Annotated in this window: 16 protein-coding genes; all 16 read right to left on the bottom strand. The window is 62.2% G+C overall.

Translation table 11 applies throughout. The features are described from left to right. Positions 1 to 9 precede the first annotated feature (9 nt). On the bottom strand, positions 10 to 1905 hold the full coding sequence (locus KHO27_RS14765; RefSeq protein WP_110702436.1) for an N-acetylneuraminate synthase family protein: 1896 nt from the start codon (positions 1903 to 1905) through the stop codon (positions 10 to 12). After that, positions 1902 to 3266, bottom strand: coding sequence for a GHMP family kinase ATP-binding protein (locus KHO27_RS14770; RefSeq protein ID WP_110702434.1), 1365 nt, complete (start codon positions 3264 to 3266; stop codon positions 1902 to 1904). The genes KHO27_RS14765 and KHO27_RS14770 overlap by 4 nt, the downstream gene beginning before the upstream one ends. After that, the gene (locus tag KHO27_RS14775) at positions 3263 to 3955 is read right to left on the bottom strand and encodes a sugar phosphate nucleotidyltransferase (RefSeq protein ID WP_110702432.1); all 693 of its coding nucleotides are present in this window, start codon (positions 3953 to 3955) and stop codon (positions 3263 to 3265) included. The genes KHO27_RS14770 and KHO27_RS14775 overlap by 4 nt, the downstream gene beginning before the upstream one ends. Further along, positions 3955 to 5277 carry a lipopolysaccharide biosynthesis protein RfbH gene (gene rfbH / locus KHO27_RS14780; protein ID WP_110702430.1) on the bottom strand — a complete coding sequence of 441 codons (1323 nt, stop codon included), beginning with the start codon at positions 5275 to 5277 and terminating at the stop codon, positions 3955 to 3957. The genes KHO27_RS14775 and rfbH overlap by 1 nt, the downstream gene beginning before the upstream one ends. Further along, complete coding sequence (gene rfbG, locus KHO27_RS14785) at positions 5270 to 6337, bottom strand: CDP-glucose 4,6-dehydratase (protein ID WP_110702428.1); 1068 nt, start codon at positions 6335 to 6337, stop codon at positions 5270 to 5272. The genes rfbH and rfbG overlap by 8 nt, the downstream gene beginning before the upstream one ends. Beyond that, the gene (gene rfbF / locus KHO27_RS14790) at positions 6328 to 7098 is read right to left on the bottom strand and encodes a glucose-1-phosphate cytidylyltransferase (protein WP_110702426.1); all 771 of its coding nucleotides are present in this window, start codon (positions 7096 to 7098) and stop codon (positions 6328 to 6330) included. Before rfbF ends, rfbG begins: the two co-directional genes overlap by 10 nt. Positions 7099 to 7533: 435 nt before the next feature. Then, positions 7534 to 9009: a transcriptional regulator FleQ gene (gene fleQ / locus KHO27_RS14795; protein ID WP_110702424.1), complete on the bottom strand. Its 1476-nt coding sequence runs from the start codon at positions 9007 to 9009 to the stop codon at positions 7534 to 7536. A gap of 166 nt (positions 9010 to 9175) precedes the next feature. Further along, a complete protein-coding gene (gene fliT / locus KHO27_RS14800) occupies positions 9176 to 9472 on the bottom strand; it encodes a flagellar protein FliT (protein ID WP_110702422.1) in 297 nt (98 codons plus the stop codon). 19 nt (positions 9473 to 9491) lie between these two features. Further along, positions 9492 to 9893, bottom strand: coding sequence for a flagellar export chaperone FliS (gene fliS / locus KHO27_RS14805; RefSeq protein ID WP_028692784.1), 402 nt, complete (start codon positions 9891 to 9893; stop codon positions 9492 to 9494). Positions 9894 to 10021: 128 nt separating this feature from the next. Then, a complete protein-coding gene (gene fliD / locus KHO27_RS14810; RefSeq protein WP_110702420.1) occupies positions 10022 to 11410 on the bottom strand; it encodes a flagellar filament capping protein FliD in 1389 nt (462 codons plus the stop codon). Between the two features lie 83 nt (positions 11411 to 11493). After that, positions 11494 to 11844, bottom strand: a complete 351-nt coding sequence (locus KHO27_RS14815) for a flagellar protein FlaG (RefSeq protein ID WP_214500416.1) — start codon at positions 11842 to 11844, stop codon at positions 11494 to 11496. 75 nt (positions 11845 to 11919) lie between these two features. Then, on the bottom strand, positions 11920 to 13332 hold the full coding sequence (locus tag KHO27_RS14820; protein ID WP_110702416.1) for a flagellin N-terminal helical domain-containing protein: 1413 nt from the start codon (positions 13330 to 13332) through the stop codon (positions 11920 to 11922). Positions 13333 to 13632: 300 nt separating this feature from the next. Beyond that, the gene (locus KHO27_RS14825) at positions 13633 to 14562 is read right to left on the bottom strand and encodes a ketoacyl-ACP synthase III (protein ID WP_110702414.1); all 930 of its coding nucleotides are present in this window, start codon (positions 14560 to 14562) and stop codon (positions 13633 to 13635) included. A gap of 284 nt (positions 14563 to 14846) precedes the next feature. After that, positions 14847 to 16409 (bottom strand): flagellar hook-associated protein 3, encoded by a 1563-nt coding sequence (locus KHO27_RS14830; RefSeq protein WP_110702412.1) that lies wholly within the window; start codon positions 16407 to 16409, stop codon positions 14847 to 14849. A gap of 12 nt (positions 16410 to 16421) precedes the next feature. After that, a complete protein-coding gene (gene flgK / locus KHO27_RS14835) occupies positions 16422 to 18461 on the bottom strand; it encodes a flagellar hook-associated protein FlgK (RefSeq protein WP_110702410.1) in 2040 nt (679 codons plus the stop codon). Between the two features lie 10 nt (positions 18462 to 18471). Beyond that, the gene (gene flgJ, locus KHO27_RS14840; protein WP_110702408.1) at positions 18472 to 19668 is read right to left on the bottom strand and encodes a flagellar assembly peptidoglycan hydrolase FlgJ; all 1197 of its coding nucleotides are present in this window, start codon (positions 19666 to 19668) and stop codon (positions 18472 to 18474) included. Positions 19669 to 19673: the final 5 nt, after the last annotated feature.

Consider the following 19673-nt stretch of genomic DNA (forward strand, 5'->3'; position numbering starts at 1 on the left):
CCGGATTCCTCATAGTGACTGCAGATAGGTCAGCGCCGACCAGAAGCCGGCACCATGATCCTTGTGCCCTTGCCAGACTTCAGGAATGAAGCTGACCTCGGGATGTTGGCGAATCTGTGCCCAGGCGGCCGGCCAGTCGATGTCGCCGGTGCCCATCAGCACGCCTTCGCCGTTGGTGCCCTTGGCGTCGGCCACGTGCAGGTGCGCCGAATGCGGCAGCAGCAGCGCCAGCGCGGCCTGGAAGTCGAGGCCGAAGTGGAAGCAAGTCATCTGCAGGTGCGACAGGTCCAGGCACAAGCGCAGGCCGTGCTCGCGGGCCTGGGCCGCCAGTTCGTCGGGCATCATGAAAATGTTCTGGTGGCGCTGGCCGCCGAAGTGCCAGGGGAACGGCGCCATGTTCTGCGGGATCAGCTCGGTGCCGGCGAAATCCACCTGGCGGCAGGCGTCATGGAAACGCTCGTAGAGTTCGGGGCGCATGGCCAGCGGGCGTGGCGCGTCGGCAGAAAAACCACCGATGTTGGCGACGATCAGCCGGGCATCGGCTGCGGGGAAGAACTCGCCGATCTGCAGGGTGGCATCGACCACGCGCTGCAGGTTGTCGATGGAGCGCCGGCGGTAGGCCGGATCGTCCGCAACCAGGTCCAGCAACTCGCTGCTCTCGAACAGCTCCGGGGCGTGCACCACCAGGCGCGAACACGCCACCTCGGCCAGGAATGGCTGTGGCTTCAGACTGAGGTCGCGGTACGACAGATGGAACTCGAAAAGGTCCGGCCCGATGCGCCGATGGTAGTCACGGAAGTCGTGGTAGCGCACCGGCACACCCCAGCGGATCGGCATGTCGAACGCCAGCTTCTGCTCGGCTTGCTGCTCCTGCAGGTCACTCTCGAACAGGAAGTCACCCTGGGCGATGTCGCGTTGGGCCGGCTTGCCCAGCAGCTCCGGCAGGCGGTACGGCGCCAGTCCCTGGCCAGGGCTGGCGATGCGCAGCATGCCCTGCTCCAATACCGCGCCACGGGGGATATCGCGGGCAGCGATCACGCTTTTGCCAAGGTTCTCGCGGTTCAGCAATTCACCCTGGCTGGCATGGCGGCCGGGACCTTGCCAGGGCAGCGCCAGTTCCAGTTGGCGGATGCCATCCACCAGTTGGCGGAATTCGGCAGGTTCCAGGCTGGCCAGGTGATCCGGGCCTTCCATGTTGCGATCCAGGGTGATGTGGCGCTCAACAAGCTTGGCACCCAGGGCCACGGCGCCGAGGGTGATGGCAGTACCGCGCTCATGGCCGGAGTAGCCGATCAGGCCGTGCAACTGCTGCAGGCGGCGCAAGTAGCCAAGCTGGATATCCCCTTCCGGCGCCGGGTAGGCGCTGTTGCAGTGCAGCAATGCGAAGGGCGTACCCAGCGCATCGAGCTGTTCGATTGCCCGGATGATTTCGTGCTCGAAGGACATGCCGGTGGACAGGATCAGCGGCTTGCCCAGGCTGGCGGCCTTGGCGATCAGGTAGGGGTTGCACAGGTCCGCCGAGGCGATTTTCAAGGCCGCCACGTCGAACTCCGCCAAGGCGTCGACACTGGGCTCATCCCAGGGGGTGCACAGGTAGGTGATGCCTTTCTGCGCGCAGTAGGCGCGCACCTGACGGTGCTCGTCGAGGCTCAGCTCGACCTTGTCCAGCAGGTCCTGGATGTACTCCACGCCAAGGTCTTCGGCGCGCGAGCCATCGGCTTTGCGCCGGTACAGCGCTTCGCGATTGCGCAGCTGGAACTTGACGCAGTCGGCGCCCGCCGCAATGGCGGCATCCACCAGTTGCCTGGCCAATGCCAGCGAGCCGTTGTGGTTGTTGCCGACTTCGGCAATGACATAGACACGCTCGCCACCCAGGGCGATGCCGTCGAGAAGAATCGGAGTCATTGGATTTTTGTCCGCCAGGAAGTTACACCGCAGGACTCAAAGCGGAAGCCTTGAGTCTGGCAGCCCAGTGCGCGCACCGCCTGCACCACGCGCTGGCGATGCTGAGGCTGTACGTAGAACAGGAAGAAACCACCGCCACCAGCGCCCAGCAGCTTGCCGCCAAGCGCGCCGGCTGCCAGCGCCGCGGCATAGATCTGGTCGAGGTGGCCATGGCTGATGGCCGAGGAAAAACGCTTTTTCAGGCGCCAGGCTTCGTCCATGCACAGGCCGAAATCACGCAGCTCGCCGCGAATCAGATAGCGGTGCATGCGTCGGCAAAGCGCCACGCTGGCGTGAAGCAGGTCGGTTTGCGAAGACTCGGCCTGCATCTCCTCGCGCTGCAGTTCGTGCAGGCGGCCAGAGTCGTGAGAAATGCCGGTATCGCATAACACCAGGCAGGACTCCAGCTCATTGCGGATCGCCTCTTCCAGACGAATCGGGTGCACCAGGTTGCGCTGGTTCTCGAATTCGATCAGGTTGAAGCCGCCGAAGGCCGAGGCGTACTGATCCTGCCAGCCACCGGCGATGCCGAAGCACAGGCGCTCGGCCTGGAACGCCAGTTCGGCAATTTCATAGGTGCTCCAGCGGTCCTGGCGCAGCTCGTTGAATGCCGCGATGGTAGCCGTGGTTGCAGCGGAAGAGCCGCCCAGCCCGGACCCCACGGGGAAGTCCGAACGTAGGTAAAGATCAAAGCCGTACCCTGGCTTGATCACCGAAACGATGGTCGCCAGCAAGCTTTTGTCACTGGCGGCCAGCAGGTCCGCCAGGGAGTCGTATTCCTCCTCGCGCCCCAGATCCTCGGAGAAAATGCGGATGCCTCGGTCATCCCGTGGCACCAGCGTGGCATGGGCATAAAGCCCGACGGTACAGCTGAGCACCGCTGCCGGATGGTCGATGAAGAAGTAGGTCAGGTCGGCACCGCCGCCACAGAAGCTCATGCGCACCGGTGCGCGGGCCCGTGCCAGCACTGGCACCTCCGGACTGGCCGCCATCAGCCGGGTATAGACCTCTACCAGGCGCCCCTGCTCGTCCACGGCCGGGATGGCGTTGAATCCAAGATCGAAAGCCTTGAGCAACTCCTCTCGCGACGCCCCGGCCTCAACGCAGCGGTACTGGCTGTTCATGCAGGTCGTTACCGGCAGGTCTGTCTGCCCCCCCTGCAACAGGTGGCGACGTACATCGCCGTTGGTCACCACCCCCAGCAGACGGCGGTCGTCGGCAATCACGAAGGCGATCTGCAATGCGCCCGCCTCGATACACTTGACCGCATCGAGAATGCTCTGGCGCTCGCCAATGCTGAGGGTCTGCACAAGCAGGTTCATAGTGAAGTATCCGGAAGAAATTCGTGGGTGTAGCGCGCAAGCGACTCTGGCGTGCCGATATCGATAAAGCGCCCGCTGTAATCGACCACGGTAACTACCTCTTGCTGGAGCAACGCGGGCAACAGGTCGTGCTCCATCGAGCATGCGCGAACGGGGGTGGCGGTAAAGGCCGACGCGGTGAAAGCATAAACCCCCGCGTTGATCAGGCCTGGTCCCTGCACGCCCTTTTCCTGCAGCGCAGCCAGGTGCCCACTGGTATTCAGCGCTAGGCTGCCATAACGGCTGCGGTCATCGACCCGCGCTGCCAGCACGGCATTGCCCGCGCCCAGCACCATCTGCCGATAACCTTGCGCGTCCACAAAGGTGTCGGCATTAAGGACCAGATAGCGCCCATGTGCAGGTTGCTCGCGCAGTGCATTGAGCAGTGCACCGCCCGTACCCAATGGGCTCTCCTCCACCACCATCGACAGTGGCAGGCCGGATTGACGCGACAGCTCGGCAAGCTGCTCGGCCACCTGCTCGGCGCGGTAATGCGCGCAAAGCACACCTTCGCTGATACCTGCAGCGGCCAACTGGCTCAGGACACGTGCCAGAAAGGGTTCACCGTGAACGGGAACCAGAGCCTTCTGCGAGTCCGTGACACTGCGCAGCCGCGTGCCGAAACCGCCACACAGGACATAAGCGCGCATCAGCACAGCCTCTGCAGGTAGGTTTCCAGGCTGCGTGCCGCATGCTCCAGATGGTCGTCGCTCAAGCCTGGCCACAGGCCGATCCAGAACGTGTCGTTCATGATCTTGTCGGTGACTGGCAGCTCGCCGGAAACCCGATAGTTCAGCCCCTGCATGTAGGGCTGGCGGGTCAGGTTGCCGGCGAACAGCAGACGCGTACCCACGCCCTGTTCGTCCAGGTAGCGCACCAGCTCCACGCGACTTACTCCGCAGCCATCGTGCAGGGTGATCGGGTAGCCGAACCAGGAAGGGTCACTGTTGGGGGTGGCCTGCGGCAGGATCAGTTTGTCCGCGCAACCGGCCAGCCGCTCACTGAGCCAGGCAAAGTTGCGCTTGCGCGCGGCAACGAAATCATCGACCCGGTCCATCTGCGCCAGCGCGCAGGCCGCCTGCATATCGGTGATCTTCAGGTTGTAGCCCAGGTGCGAGTAGGTGTACTTGTGATCGTAGCCTTGCGGCAGATCACCCATTTGCCAGCAGAAGCGCTTGCTGCAGGTGTTGTCCTCGCCGGGCGCGCAGTAGCAGTCGCGGCCCCAGTCGCGAAACGACTCGATGATGCGCTTGAGTAACGGCGAGTCGGTAAACACGGCACCGCCCTCACCCATGGTGATGTGATGTGCCGGGTAGAAGCTGAGGGTGCCGATATCGCCGAAGGTGCCGACCATGCGTCCTTGGTAGGTGGAGCCCAGGGCATCGCAGCAGTCCTCGATCAACCACAGGCCGTACTTGTCGCACAGGGCACGGATCGCGCCCAGGTCGAAGGGGTTGCCCAAGGTGTGGGCCAGCATGATGGCCTTGGTCTTCGGCCCGATGGCCGCTTCGATCAGCGCCGGATCGATGTTGTAGGTACCCATCTCGACATCAACGAACACCGGTACCGCGCCGAACTGCAGGATCGGGTTGACGGTGGTCGGGAAACCGGCGGCGACGCCGATCACCTCGTCGCCTGGCTTGATTGCCCGGTCGCCGAGGCGGGGCGAAGTCAAGGCGGAAAACGCCAGCAGGTTGGCCGAAGAGCCGGAGTTGGTGGTGAGTACGCAGCGACGGCCCAGGTACTTGGCCAGGCGCTTCTCGAATGCTTCGTTGAAGCGTCCGGTGGTCAGCCAGCCATCCAGCACGGCCTCGGTCATCGCCTGCAACTCACCGGCACCGATCACCTTGCCGGAAGGCGGAACGCTGCTCTGCCCCACCACGAAGGGTTTGGGCGCCATCTGCAGCTCGGCATAGCGTCCGACCAGCTCGGCAATCTGTTGGCGCAACTGCTGCGCCGTACTGTCACTCATGGGTTTCGCCTTGATGAACCGCGATCTGTTCGCGGGTAACGAGTTTCATGTCACGCCCTGCACGCCAAGCCAGATGCCAGTCCAGGGTATGTTTCAGGGTGTCATCCAAAGACCAGCGTGGCGTCCAGCCAAGCTTGTGCCGCGCCTTGCTGGAGTCCAGCGCCAGCAGACCGGCTTCGTGCGGCTGGGCATCGCCGGCAACCGACCAGCGCGCCTCGCCTGGCCAGCGTTCGGCAAGGCGTCGTACGATCTCGCCGACGGTGGCCAACCCTGCGCTGTCAGGGCCGAAGTTCCAGGCGGTGGCGTGTTGCTCGGGGTCGGTGAGCAAGCCCTGCGCCAGTTGCAGGTAGCCCATCAGCGGATCGAGCACGTGCTGCCAGGGACGCGTCGCATCGGGATAGCGCAGGATCACCTCCTGGCCGTCCTGCCAGGCGCGAAAGATATCCGGCAGCAAGCGCTCGGCGGACCAGTCCCCGCCCCCCAGCACGTTACCAGCGCGCGCCGTGGCCAAGGCCACACCGGCGGCGCGCAGGAACGAATCGCGGTAGCTCGCGCACAGCAGTTCGACACAGGCCTTGCTGCTGCTATAGGGGTCGAAGCCGCCCAAGGCATCTTGCTCGCGGTAGGGCCAGGGCCACTCGCGGTTGTCGTAGCACTTGTCAGTGGTCACCACCAGCACCGCGCGTACCGAAGGCGTGGCACGCACCGCCTCCAGCAGGTTGAGCGTACCCATGACGTTGGTTGCGTAAGTGTCGCCTGGCGCACGGTAAGATTCGCGCACCAGCGGCTGAGCCGCCAGATGCAGCACCAGTTCGGGCTGGAAATCATGCAGGGCACGGGTCAGGGCCGAGGCATCGCGGATATCGGCGAAATCGCCGGGGACCTGCTGTTGCAACTGCGCGACCTGCCACAGCGATGGCGTGGTTGCGGCAGGCAAGGCGAAACCACGCAGGTCGGCGCCAAGCTGACGCAGCCATACGGCCAGCCAACCACCCTTGAAGCCGGTATGCCCGGTCAGCAGGACGCGGCGCCCCGCCCAGAATGCCGGAGTCAGCGCCATAGCTGCCATGCTGCTTCGCCGTTTTTCCAGTGTGCCTCGAGCAGGTTGCGATCACGCAGTGTATCCATCGGCTGCCAGAAACCACGGTGCAGATGGCTCATGAGCTGGCCGTCCTCGGCCAGGCGGCGCAGGGGCTCGTCCTCCCAGGTAGTGGCATCGCCCTCGATGTACTCAAGCACAGCCGGCTCCAGCACGAAGAAGCCGCCATTGATCCAGCCACCGTCGCCCGCCGGCTTTTCCTGAAAGCCGCAAACCTGGTTGCCCTGCACGTCCAGCGCGCCATAACGGCCCGGCGGTTGCACGGCGGTAACCGTGGCCATCTTGCCGTGCTGGCGGTGGAAATCGATCAGGCGCGGAATATCGACATCGGACACACCGTCGCCATAAGTCAGGCAGAAGGTTTCATTGCCGACATAATCGCGGACACGCTTCAAGCGACCACCCGTGGCGGTGTTTTCCCCGGTATCCACCAGCGTCACTCGCCAAGGCTCGGCGTGGCGGTTGTGGATATCCATGCGGTTTTCCGCCATGTCGAAGGTCACGTCCGACATATGCAGAAAGTAGTTCGCGAAGTACTCCTTGATCACGTAGCCCTTGTAACCCAGGCAGATGACGAAGTCGTTGATGCCGTAGTGCGAGTAGATCTTCATGATGTGCCAGATGATCGGCTTGCCGCCTATCTCGATCATCGGCTTGGGGCGCAGGTGGGATTCTTCACTGATGCGCGTGCCCAGCCCACCGGCCAGAATGACTGCTTTCATTGTGCTGTTTGTCCGCATTGGTCGGAGGAGCGACAAAAAACTGGCCCCTGGCCCTTTATGCTGGACAAAGCAAAACGCATGCCTGCTTTATGAAGGCGCTCCTGCGCAAACGGCCTTGTCGCTGGGGATTGCTCTCGACACTTGCCTTGGCCGATTGGCGAGCAAAGCCCCAACGCAGGACCAGCGCGGAGCTCGAGCCTGTTCAGCAACCGAGGACTTGGATTGACGGTACCGACCTCTTCGCGGGTAAACCCGCTCCCACAGGGATTGGCGCAAGGCTCAAACTTTGCGCAATAGCCGTGGATTGGGCCGCCTGCGCTGACATGTTCGCCGCAATACCTGCCCCTACAGGGTTAATGCAAGGCTCGAAACCCGCCGCCCTTTGCGGGAGCGGGTTTACCCGCGAACAGGCCGGCACAGGCCTAGCACCAGGCGTCAATCCTCCGCCTGATCCTCGCCGCCCTGGCGGCTCATGCCGTACTTGCGCATTTTCTCGACCAGAGTGGTACGGCGAATGCGCAAACGCTCGGCCGCGCGCGCAACGATGCCGTTGGCGTCATCCAGCGCCTGCTGGATCAGCCCTTGCTCGAGGCTGCCGAGGTAGTCTTTCAGGTCCAGGCCTTCAGGCGGCAGCATGGCATGACTGGCGAAACTCGGCGCATGCCCGTTGATCGCCACGCGCTCCTCGAGGTCGCTACGCAGGCTGTCGACCAGCTGCTCGTCTTCGTCGTCCACATAACGGAACTTCTTCGGCAACTCCGCGACGCCAATCACACCGTAGGGATGCATGATCGCCATGCGCTCCACCAGGTTGGCCAGCTCGCGGACGTTGCCCGGCCAGCCGTGACGGCAAAGCGACATGATCGAGGCGGAGTTGAAGCGGATCGAACCGCGCTTCTCGTGCTCCATGCGCGAGATCAGCTCGTTCATCAGCAGCGGGATGTCTTCCACCCGCTCGCGCAGTGGCGCCATCTCGATAGGGAAGACGTTGAGGCGGTAGTACAGGTCCTCACGGAAGGTCCCGTCCTCGATCATGGTCTCCAGGTTCTTGTGCGTCGCGGCGATGATGCGCACATCGATGCTCTGGGTCTTGTTGCTTCCGACGCGCTCGAAGGTGCGCTCCTGCAACACGCGCAGCAGCTTGACCTGCATCGGCAACGGCATGTCGCCGATCTCGTCGAGGAACAGCGTGCCGCCGTTGGCCAGCTCGAAACGCCCGGCACGGCTGGTGATAGCCCCGGTGAAGGCGCCCTTCTCGTGTCCGAACAGCTCGCTCTCCAGTAGCTCAGCCGGGATCGCCCCGCAGTTGACTGGCACGAACGGCGCTTCGCGACGCTTGGAGTGGTAGTGCAGGTTACGCGCCACCACCTCCTTGCCGGTGCCGGACTCACCGAGGATCAGCACGCTGGCGTCGGTGTCAGCCACCTGCTGCATCATCTGCCGCACATGCTGGATGGCACGGCTGGTGCCCACCAGGCTGCGGAACAGGTTGGGCTCGCGCTGGCGACCGCGCTCGCGGGCCTGGTCGTACATCTCGCGATAGACCTGGGCACGGTGCAGGGAGTCGAGCAGCTGGCTGTAGCTCGGCGGCATCTCCAGGTTGGAGAGCACGCGGCGACGCAAGTCCTCGGGGAACTCCGCGGAAGAAATTTCGCCCAAGAGCAGAACCGGAAGGAACTCATCCCACCCAGCCACTGTCTTAAGGAGCCCCAGCACACTTGCCGGGGCATTTACTGTGCCGATGAGGACACACAGCACTTCACGGCTGGAAGACAAACCCTCGACCACCTGCTGCCAGTCCTGGCTGGAGCAAGAAAGGTTTTCTTCGCCGAGAAAATTCAGGACCACCGCCAGATCGCGGCGGCGTTCGCTGTCGTCATCGATCAGGAGAATCTTGGTTTCACGCCACATGCAATAGCAACTTCCCTAGTCATATCGGCGCCCAGAGGGCGTGCACGACATCATTCCGACTGAATGGTCAGTGTTCGGACGTCTGAATTTCGAAAACAGCCACTAGTAAAGTCAAAAAGGCCTGCACAGTCAAATTTATGGCGCCTTTTGCTCAGTCCGGTGCATCTTAACTGAACAAATGGTAAACCTTCGAAGCATTCTTTGCTTGATTGATCTGGGTCATTTCATCGGCGATGGCCTGGCGCTCGCCGATGGTCGCGTCGAGCAGCTCGCGGTAGACCTGCAGCAACCCTTCCAGGCGCTCCTTGACCACATCCTCGTCCAGCGTCGGCGCGCCAAGCATGTCGTCGATGCAGGTGCGGCAGTTCTCGTCGAGCCTGCCGATGGCATCCCAGTCCTTGGCACTCAGGGCGCTCAGCAGTGCGTCGCGGGTCTCGTCGAATCGTTGCAGTTCGCTGCTCACCTTGCTCTCCCTGCCCGGCTCAGCCGGCTTGTTGCGCTTCGGCGATCGCGTCCCAGCCGCTCTTGACGGTGATCAGCAATTGCGCGACCTCGTCAATGATCGCCGGGTCGTTGTCGATATTGGCCTGCATCAGGCGATTGGTCATGTAGGCGTAGAGGCTCGACAGCTGCTCGATATAGGCAGGGTCCGCGCTCTTCTGCGCATCCAGGCCATCGTTCAGGCCGATGATGATGTCGATGGCCTTGCCCAGCATCAGGCCTTTTTCGGCGATATCGCCGCGGGCCAGCGCACCTTTGGCCTGGGCCATGCGATCGAGCCCACCCTCCATCAGCATCTGCACCAGACGATGGGGCGTTGCTTCGGAAATCTGGGCATGGGAATTGACCTTCTGGTACTGCCGAAGGGCTCTCATGGGATTCATCTTGCGACCTCGTAGCGGGCAAAAACGACTGGTTTCATAGTCCTTGTATCGGGCCGGCGGCGGAAAACTTTACCTGTCGCCGACGTGAAGCCGGACATCATGCCCGGACTTCACGGGACCTTCACGGATTATTTGTCGTTCTTGGCATTGTTCAGCGCGTTGAGCGTGCCCAGCACGTTGTTCTGCTGCTGGCGCAGCTGAGAGACCAGGGTATCCATGCTGTTGTACTTGTCCTGCAGACTGACGCGCAGGGCTTCCATACGCGTATCCAGGGTGTCCTGCTCGGCCTTGAGCTTGGTCAGGCTCTCGCTCAACACCTTGGAGCGCTCGGCCAGGGTGCCGGTGGCTGCCTTGGCATAAGGCTCGGTCGCGGTCTGCAGGCGTGCCAGCAGGCCATCCTTGCCATTGAAGATGCTGGTCAGGTCGGCGGCGTTGGTGGCCGCTGCCTTGTCCCACTTCTTGTCGTCCAGGCTGAGCGTGCCGCCATCCTGGGACGAGGTGACGCCAAACGCGGCGAGCGACTTCATCGTGCCGTTGCCAGAAAGCGCGTTCATTTCTTCACGAATCGAAGACATCAATGCGCGCATGGACGCATCACCAGTGAGCGCAGCGGCAGTCATGGTGCCATTGGCGTTCTTGGTCACCTTGGTCTCGGCATTGACGGCCGTGATCAGCGCGTTGTAGGTGTCGATGAAGCCTTTCAGGCCCGACTTCAACGCGGTGGCGCTGGTGGTCAACGACAGGTTGGTCTTGATTAAATCGCCGCTATCCTTGTCCTTGGCGGAAACCCCCACCAGCTTGATATTCAACCCGCTGATCGCATCGCTGATATCGTTGCTCTTGGACTCCATGGAGATGCCATCGAGCACGTACTTGGCATTCTTGGGCGGATCCACAACCGTGTACCCGGCATCGATGCCCGAATTCCCCGACAAGGTGATATCGGAACCCACACCCATCTTGGTGGAAGTGATCACCAGACGCGAACCCGAGGCATCAGTCATGACGTTGGCACTCAGGCCCGCGGTGCCGAACTGACTGTTGATCGCCTCGCGCACCTGCTGCAGCGTGGCGCCCGGCGGGATGCTGACATCGTGAGCCTTGCCGTCCTGGGTAATGGTCAGCTTGGTACTGGTGGTCCCGGGATTGACCACGGCATTCGCACCACCGGCATATACCCGGGTGGACACTTTGGACGCAGAAGCCAACTGCTCCACCTGCAGGTTGAACGAGCCATTGGCCGCGCCCGCGCCCGCGGTGATGGTCGCAACCTTTTCATCCGACGACTTCAACGCCAGACCACCGAAGCTGTTGTCCTTGCCCATGGTGGCCAACGCGCCACGGAAGGCATCCAGGGCCGCCTGGATCTTGCCGATCGAGGACAACGTGGTGGTTGCCTTCAGTGTCTGGGTGTTGATCTGTGCCTGTTTCGGCGCCTTCTGCGCGTCCACCAGGGACTTCACAATCGCCTGGGTATCGATGCCCGAACCGATACCGCTGACTGTTGAACCTGCCATCATTGCTCTCCTTGTTCGGTAGCTGCCGGGTCCTTGACGACTACACGCATCAAATGACCGACAGCAACAAAAATCATGCCAGCTTAAGCCTTGCCGTCAAACAGTAGGCTGCCAGCTTCGCTGAGGCTTTGTGCCAGCTTCAGCGCCGTTTCCGACGGGAGCTGGCGGATGACATCACCGGATTCGGTGGCGATCACCTTGACTACGACCCGGCCAGTGGAATCATCGATTGAAAAATCCAGCTTGCGCTGGCTCGACTGGACGAAATCGCGGATTTCGCCAACCGCCTTCTCCAAGTCCTCGCGGGTGTGCGGCTTGTCATCGACAGCTGCGGCTTCCGGCACCTTGGCAGGCACCAGCGGATCCTTGGCGTTCGCCACTGCCTGGGGCTGCACCGGAGGATACACCTGGCTCAGCTTGACACTCATGTCCATGCTTCGAACTCCTCATGTCAAAAAAGCGAAAGGGCACGTAAACGCGCCCTTCCACCTCTTACTCAGGCGCCTGAATTACTGGAGCAGTTTCAGGACCGAGGACGGCAGCTGGTTGGCCTGCGACAGGATCGCGGTCGAAGCCTGCTGCAGGGTCTGCTGCTTGGTCAGCTCTGCAGTTTCCGAAGCGAAGTCCACGTCCTGCACGGTCGAACGGGCAGCGGTGGAGTTCTTCTGGATGTTCTGCAGGTTGTCAACGGTGGTGGTCAGACGGTTCTGGGTAGCACCCAGGCCCGAACGGACGCTGTCGATCGAACCGATGGCCTTGTCGATAACGGCCAGGGCGTTCTGGGCCTTGGTGGCATCGGTAACGTCGGTTTCCGAGATGGTGGTCTTGGCAGAGGTAACGGTCGCACCACCGAACAGAGCAGTAGCGCCGCCCAGCGAGAAGCCCTTGGCCGAGTCCAGGGAGATCTGGCCGGTGACCACCATGGCAGCACCACCCAGAGCAGCACCAGTAGCAAAGTTGCCGGAGCCGTCTTTGGCGGCGATCGAGATGTTCGCCTGGGCGTTGGTGTCAGCAGCCGAGAAGTTGATGTTCTCGCCGGTGTCCGACTTGATGCTCAGGGTGCCTTTGGCTTCGTCGAAGTTGACGCTGATGCCCAGTTTGGCGGCGTTGGATTTCAGCTGCTCAGCCAGGCCTTTCTGATCGGTCACACCAACGAAGTCAACAGTACCGCTGGAACCAACAGCCAGCTTGAAGTTGGATGGAGCGGCACCGGTAACGTCCAGCTTGACTTCAGTGCTGGCAGTTGCACTCAGACCACCGATCGAGCCATTCAGGTTGCTGGCGATTTGCTTGGCGGAAGCACCGGCAGCGTAGTTGACAGTGGCGGTCTGGCCGTTACCGGTAACAGACAGGCTGCCAGAAGCCAGGCCACCCGAGGTTGGGGCGATCGCAGTGCTCTTGACCTGCTGGGAACCGATGTTGCTGGCAGCAACGTTTTCCAGAGTCAGGTTGATGGTTTCGTTGGCGTTGGCGCCGACCTGGATGGCCTTGGTGCCGTACGAACCGTCCAGCAGCTTCTGGCCGCCGAAGGTGGTGGTTTCCGAGATACGGTTCAGTTCGGCGGTCAGAGCCTGGTATTCGTCGTTGTTCGACTTACGGTCGTCGGCGCTCAGGGAGCCAGTGGCCGAGGACAGAGCCAGGGTACGCATTTTCTGCAGGATGTCGGTCGAAGCCTGCATCGCGCCTTCGGCGGTCTGGGCGATCGAGATACCGTCGTTGGCGTTCTTAACTGCCTGACCCAGGCCGTTGATCTGGCTGGTCAGACGGTTGGCGATCTGCAGGCCGGCAGCGTCGTCTTTGGCGCTGTTGATGCGCAGGCCGGAAGACAGGCGCTGCATCGAAGTGGTCTGGGCGCTGCTGGCCTTGTTCAGGTTAACCTGAGTAGTAACCGAAGCAATGTTGGTGTTTACAGTTAAAGCCATGACGAAATCCTCGTTGGATGGGTACTGCGGCTTCCGGCCCTGGCATCCGCCGGGTATGGCCTAGAGAACCTTCGTAATGGTTATCGTCGTCTGCGTGGGTTGCTTGAGGGCATTTTCGAAAAAAAAATGCCATCACCCCGCCACCCCTATGAAATCAGGGGTTTATCGATTCGGCGGTGGACGATCATGGTCTGCCGTGCAGTCCATCGCGACTCAGCCCCACAGGAACCACCCCACCTTCCACGCATAAAAAAACGCCTGGCGGAGTACGCCAGGCGTTCTTTTCGCGGCCATCTCTAATCAAGCGCGATAGAGAATCGCCGAACCCCACGACAGCCCAACACCGAAACCACTGATGGCCACACGCTGCCAGCTGCTGTCGAACATGTGCTTCTGCAGCAGCAGCGGCACGCTGGAAGACACGGTATTGCCGGTCTCGAGCATGTCCTTGACGAACTTCTCCGGGTGTTGCTCCTCAAACCTTCGCGCCACGGCATCGACGATCGCCGCGCTGCCCTGGTGAATGCAGAAGGCATCGATATCCGCGGACTGCAGGCCACTGGCCGCGAGCAACTCATGCAGGTGCGCCGGCACCTTGACCAAGGCGAAGTTGAATACCTGGCGACCGTTCATGAAGAAGGTACCATCACTGACCTTCAGGTGCTCGGCACCCGAGCCGTCAGTGCCGAAACGCGCCTCGCCCAACTGCCACACGGCGTCTTCGCCCATCCACGTGGCGGTGGCGGCATCGCCGAACAGCATGGTGGTGTTGCGATCTTCCGGGTCGACGATCTTCGAATACGGGTCGGCGGTGATCAGCAGGCCGTTCTTGAGCCCTGCCGCCTGCATGAAGCCCTTGATGGCGTACAGGCCGTACACATAGCCGGAGCAGCCCAGCGAAACATCGAAGGCCGCCACGCGAGTCGACAGGCCCAACTTGTTCTGGACGATAGCCGCGGTGTGCGGCAGCCCTTCTTCGTCACCGTTCTGGGTGACCACGATCAACACATCGATCGACTGCGGATCGAGCTCGGGGTTGTTGGCGAACAGCGCCCGGGCCGCCTCCACGCACAGGTCGGAGGTTTCCTGCTCCTCGGCCTTGCGCGGCAGGAAGGAGGCGCCGATCTTGCCGAACATGAATTCTTCGTCCTTGCCGAACTTCGCACCCTGGACATAGTTGTCCAGGCCAGCGGTGGGCACGTAACTCGCGATGCTTTTGATGCCAATCATTCTGGCTTCCCAATGAAAACAGCCAAAGACCGCCACTCGATGAATTGAGGGCGCCAACTACCGGGACGAGGGCAAAAGGCCTTGGCCAGGCCGACATCTGGCCTGCCCTTCTGCGCACCGGTAACAAAATGCTGCAGCAGCTGCCGCATAGAATACAGGGAAGATGCACGATTTGACTCATTAGTCACAGTCAATTCTCGCCAGACACCTCTCGCAGCAAGCGGCCAGGCACGAAAAAGCCCCGGCAGCGAGACGCTGGCCGGGGCTTTTGGGTGGACGCGTACTCAGAGCTTGTTGAACAGGCTCAGCTGCGAGATGCGCGAGAAGGCCAGCTGCGAAGCTTCGAGCATGGCTTGCTGCAGGGTCAGCATGATCGACGCCTCGGCCATGTCGGTGTTACCGATGGCGTCCTGGGTGATCTTGTTGGCCGTGGTCAGGCTAGTGTTTTCCTGGCGCTGGATATCGATCGAATTGCCTCGCGCACCAATGGAACCGCGAGTGATATCTACCTGCTCGCGAGCACTGGCTAGGTTGGCGACCGCCGAGGCAACGGCGTTCTTGATCGCATTGTTGTTGCCGTCATTGCCAGGCGGCGCATCCAGCGCGGAACGCAGCTGGCTGAGGGTTTCCAGCACGCTCTGGTTCTGGTGGTTGTTGGCATTGATGGCGAACTGGTCACCCGCCTGCGGCGCACCGGACACCTGATAGGTCACCCCTGCCACCGTCAACGCCGGCGCGGTGAAGGTACCACTGGCAACCGGCTTGCTGTCTGCGGTCAATGGCTGGGCATAGAACTCGTAGGTGTTGGCCCCGGTGAACTTGATCACCGCGCCATTGCTCGGGAAGGTGCTGCTGTAGGCTGCCTGGTCGGTCACGGCGCTGCCGGTCACCTGTGCGCTCGACGGGTTGCCGGCGCCACGCACACTGGTCAGCGAATCGGGACGCGCCTGTACGCTGAACTCACGACCGGCGAAGACGGCATTGGCATCATCGCCTTCTTTAAGCGATGCCGTGACTTCGAACTCGACGCCACGCAAGGCGATACGGTTACTGCCCTCGGTCTTACTGTCGAAAGTGCCATTGGTCGCTGTTTCGGCGGTGATGTCGTTGCCCAGGGCATCGGTCACCGTGTACTGGGTGGCGCTGGTGAAGGTGATCTTGTACGGCTGGCCGGCGGTAAAACTGCTGTTGAACGTGTTGTTCGAGGTCATCAGCCCCGGCGACAGCGCAACCTTGCCATCATCGACCGCCGGCGCCACCAGAGTGGATTCGGTACGGCTCTTGTTCTTGGCCGAATCGAAGATGCTGAAACCAGTGTCGTTGGTCGCCAGGCTCAAGGTGTCGGACACCTGCAGGCTCAACTGGGTCTGGTCGCCCTGGTAGCTGTAGCTGCCATCAGCATTACGCACATAGGGTGGCGACGAAGTCTTGGTGCCACCGAACATGTAGTCGCCGTTGGCATCGCGCGAGTTGAGCAGGCCGAAGATATTGGCCTCGATCTCTTTCAGCTCGCTGCTGATGGACACGCGATCGGCATCGCTCACCCCGGCGCCACCGGCGCGGATGGCCAGGTCGCTAGCGCGCTGCATGGCATCGTTGATGGTAGAGAGCACGCTCTCTTCCTGCAGCAGCGCGTTGTTCACCGTGGTCATGTTGCCGTCGTACTGCTTGAGCAGTGCCTGCTGTTGTTGCAGCAGCAACAGGCGTGCGGCACCGACCGGATCATCGGCGGCGGTCTGGATGCGCACGCCGCTGTCGATCTGCGTCTTGCTTTTCATCAGGTCGGCGAAGTTCTTGGTGTAGCTACTGGCGCTCGACTCATAGAACTGAGCGGTGGAAATACGCACGATGGCTACTCCTTAAAGGGCGTTGATCAGAATGCTGAAGGTTTCCTGCGCCGCCTTGATGATCTGCGACGACGCGGTGTAGTAGTGCTGGAACTTGATCAGGTTGGCCGCCTCATCGTCCAGGTTGACACCGGAAACCCCGTTGCGGCTCTCCTTGGCCGCATTGAGCACGGCCGTGGTCGCAACGGTATCGATTTTGGCCTGGTTGGCCTTGGCACCGACGCGCTCGACCAGCGAGGCGTAGGACGATGTGAAGCTGGTACCGCTACCAGAGTTCATGCCGACCGTGGATTTGGTTTGCAGGCCCAGCAGCGCCTGGGCGTTGCGGTTATCGGACTTGCCGTCGGCATTGAAGCCGAAGCTGAAACTGTCATTGGCGGCCGGGCTTCCGCCCACCGAGGTCTCGACACTGAAGGTACGCGGGTTGCCGCTGCCATCGAGGATCGGCGCGCCGGCGGCATCTAGCATCGGCACATTGATCGTCAGCTTGTTGTCCTGGCCCGGCACGATGGTGCCGGTACCGATGGAGTTGCCCTTGGCATCGAACAGCTCGTAAGCCTGCGTGCCACCGCTGGCCGCCTGGAACACCATGCGCACCGGCATCGAATGCTTGATCGAATCCTGGATCAGCGCAGTGTCGGCGCCACCGTAGATATCCAGATTGGCACCGAGATTCGGCGGGGTGATGGTGCCGGAACCTTTATTGCCGCTGCCGACGACGCCATTGATCGGGCCGGCGAACGCCAGCTTGTTGGCATCGGTGAGCACGGTATTGATCGAGCCCGCCGCCGTGCGGGTCGGGCTTACCTTGAAGCTGTCACCGGCGGCGAGGCCGCCGCCATTGAGCTTGAGGGTGAAGCCATCGATCACCGGTGGTGGCGTGGTGGTCAGGTCGAAATTGCCCATGTCGGTGCCGTCGGAACGGCGCACGCTGTACTGGTTGGGGCCGGTGAACTTGACTTCGTAATCGTAGGTTGTGAGCGCGCCACTGTTGGCGATGGTCACATCCAGATTGCCGGAGCCTGCGCTGTTGCCCGCAGCCGCCAGGCTGCGCTGGCTGACCGCCATGGCGCTGTTGATGCTGGAGAACAGCGCGCTGCCGAACTGCCCGTTGGCATCCAGGCCCTGCCCCAACTGGCTGTTGATGCTGTCGGCCACCACCAGGGCTACACGGCCCAACTCGTTCATCGACGGATTGAGCACGTCCTGACGATAGCGCAGCAGGCCGCCCATCTGCCCGCCGGCGACCACCGACGTGACGTCGGAGGAGAAGGTCGGGTAGTTGATCTGCAGGCTGTACTGGCTGTTGTCCGCAGCGCTCGGCACCGCGCTCAGGGTGTTGGCGCGGTTGCCGGTAACCAGCGACTGGCCATTGCCCAGGTACACGTCGTAGTTGCCGTCGCGCTCCTGCACGGTGACGCCGACCAGTTCATTGAGCTGGCGTACCGCTTCGCTGCGCGCATCCAGCAGGTTGTTCGGCGAGGCGCCGGACGCCGACAGCTGGGTGATCTGCTTGTTGAGGTCGGCGATGCTCGACGTCAGCTTGTTGACCTGGCCCGACAGCGTGTCGAGCTGGCTGTTGATGCTGTCGTTCTGTTTGTTCATCTCGCTGGAGATGGCGTTGAAGCGATTGCTCAGGGTCTGCGCCTGGGTCAGCAGCAGCTGGCGCGAGGCGACGTCACTGGGCTTGGCCGAAGCGGTCTGCAGCGCCGAGAAGAAGGCGGTCAGCACCGAGCTGATGCCGGTGCTGCTCTCGGCCAGCAGTTTATCGATACCTGTGATCTGATCCTGGAACGCCGCCGCGTCGGTGTTGAGCGAGGTGGCGGTCTGCAGTTGATTGTCCAGGTAGGCGTTGTAGATGCGACGCACATCCTGCAACGTCGTGCCGGTACCGACGAAGCCGACGCCGATATTGTGCGAGGCGCCCGTACCCTGGATGACCTGCTGCCGCGAATAGCCGGAGACCGCCGCGTTGGCGATGTTGTTGCCGGTAATGGCCAACGCCGTCTGGCTGGCATTCAGGCCGGAGAGCCCGATCGAGATCAGAGACATGCTTCAATCCTTATAGATTCGTGTGAGTGCCAGCCATGGCGTATTCCTGGGTCGGCTGCAGTTGCCGGGCGATGCTGATGATCTTGCGGGCATAGTCCGGATCGGTGGCGTAGCCAGCTTTCTGCAGCTCTCTTGCAAACTGTTCCGGGTTATCGGCGGCACCGACGGCATCTTTATAGCGGTTGTTGTTCTGCAACAGGCTGACCAGGTCATGGAAGCTGTCCTGGTACGAATCGTAGGAACGGAACGCCGCCGTTTCCTTGACGAATTGCCCGCCACGGAACTCGCTGGTGATCGCCCGTGCCTCGGCACCCTGCCAGTTGCCGGTGGCCTTGATGCCGAACAGGTTGTGGCTGCTGCTGCCGTCGGGATTGCGCATGACCGACTTGCCCCAACCGGTCTCCAGCGCCGCCTGGGCCACCAGGTAGCGCGGATCGATGCCGATGCGCTTGGCCGCCTGCTCGGCCATCGGCAGCATGGTGGCGACGAAGGCATCGCTGTTGCTGAACGCCTTGTTCGGTGCCAGCGGCGGCTGGGCCACGGCCCGGCCGAGAATGCGCATGCCCTCGCGCGGCGCGGCGAAGCTCTGCGCCGGCTGCCAGTCGCCACGGGCAACACCGGCGAGCGAAGGGCCATTGCGGCCGGACACAGCCGCATCGCTGCCGTTTGCGCCGGCAACAGCGGCGGGCGGGACGATGCCTGCCAGCAAACGGTCGGTCAGCTTGCCCGGCAACGCCAGGCGTCGCGAGTTAAGCGCCGCCACATCATTGCGCCCTGCCACAGGCTGCTCGACGCGCGTCGGGTTGACCATGCGGCTACCCCACAATGCCGGGGCAGCAACGTCGGTTCGTGGGAACGGGCTGGTGTTGACGCCAACCTTGTTCTTGCTCAACTGGCGCACCAGCACATCCTGCAGGCCGATACCGCCACCCTGACGGGACATGCTCACCGCCAGTTGCTGGTCGTACATGTCACGGTACTGCTTGACCGTGTCACTGTTCATCGGGCTGTCTTCGTCGGCCATCACATCAGTGGCCTTGCGCGACGCCTTGAGCATCTCACTGACGAACAACGATTCGAACTCTTGGGCGACCTTGCGGATGTTGCCCTCACTGTCGCGATCGCCATGCTTGAGCGAACTCAGGCGATTGAGGTCAGTAAAGGCGCCGCTGTCGGCCGCGCCGGAAACCAGGCTTTTCGGGGTCATCCGTG

Origin of the sequence: Pseudomonas sp. RC3H12 (assembly GCF_018596375.1) — a bacterium.
GTDB lineage: Bacteria > Pseudomonadota > Gammaproteobacteria > Pseudomonadales > Pseudomonadaceae > Aquipseudomonas.

Coding starts and splice junctions, on each gene's coding strand:
- KHO27_RS14775 (WP_110702432.1), bottom strand. CDS start 3,955: ATGCGCGCTTATGTCCTGTGTGGCGGTTTCGGCACGCGGCTGCGCAGT.
- fleQ (WP_110702424.1), bottom strand. CDS start 9,009: ATGTGGCGTGAAACCAAGATTCTCCTGATCGATGACGACAGCGAACGC.
- KHO27_RS14820 (WP_110702416.1), bottom strand. CDS start 13,332: ATGGCTTTAACTGTAAACACCAACATTGCTTCGGTTACTACTCAGGTT.
- KHO27_RS14765 (WP_110702436.1), bottom strand. CDS start 1,905: ATGACTCCGATTCTTCTCGACGGCATCGCCCTGGGTGGCGAGCGTGTC.
- flgJ (WP_110702408.1), bottom strand. CDS start 19,668: ATGACCCCGAAAAGCCTGGTTTCCGGCGCGGCCGACAGCGGCGCCTTT.
- rfbF (WP_110702426.1), bottom strand. CDS start 7,098: ATGAAAGCAGTCATTCTGGCCGGTGGGCTGGGCACGCGCATCAGTGAA.
- fliD (WP_110702420.1), bottom strand. CDS start 11,410: ATGGCAGGTTCAACAGTCAGCGGTATCGGTTCGGGCATCGATACCCAG.
- fliS (WP_028692784.1), bottom strand. CDS start 9,893: ATGAATCCCATGAGAGCCCTTCGGCAGTACCAGAAGGTCAATTCCCAT.
- rfbG (WP_110702428.1), bottom strand. CDS start 6,337: ATGGCGCTGACTCCGGCATTCTGGGCGGGGCGCCGCGTCCTGCTGACC.
- rfbH (WP_110702430.1), bottom strand. CDS start 5,277: ATGAGTGACAGTACGGCGCAGCAGTTGCGCCAACAGATTGCCGAGCTG.
- KHO27_RS14815 (WP_214500416.1), bottom strand. CDS start 11,844: ATGGACATGAGTGTCAAGCTGAGCCAGGTGTATCCTCCGGTGCAGCCC.
- KHO27_RS14825 (WP_110702414.1), bottom strand. CDS start 14,562: ATGATTGGCATCAAAAGCATCGCGAGTTACGTGCCCACCGCTGGCCTG.
- KHO27_RS14770 (WP_110702434.1), bottom strand. CDS start 3,266: ATGAACCTGCTTGTGCAGACCCTCAGCATTGGCGAGCGCCAGAGCATT.
- flgK (WP_110702410.1), bottom strand. CDS start 18,461: ATGTCTCTGATCTCGATCGGGCTCTCCGGCCTGAATGCCAGCCAGACG.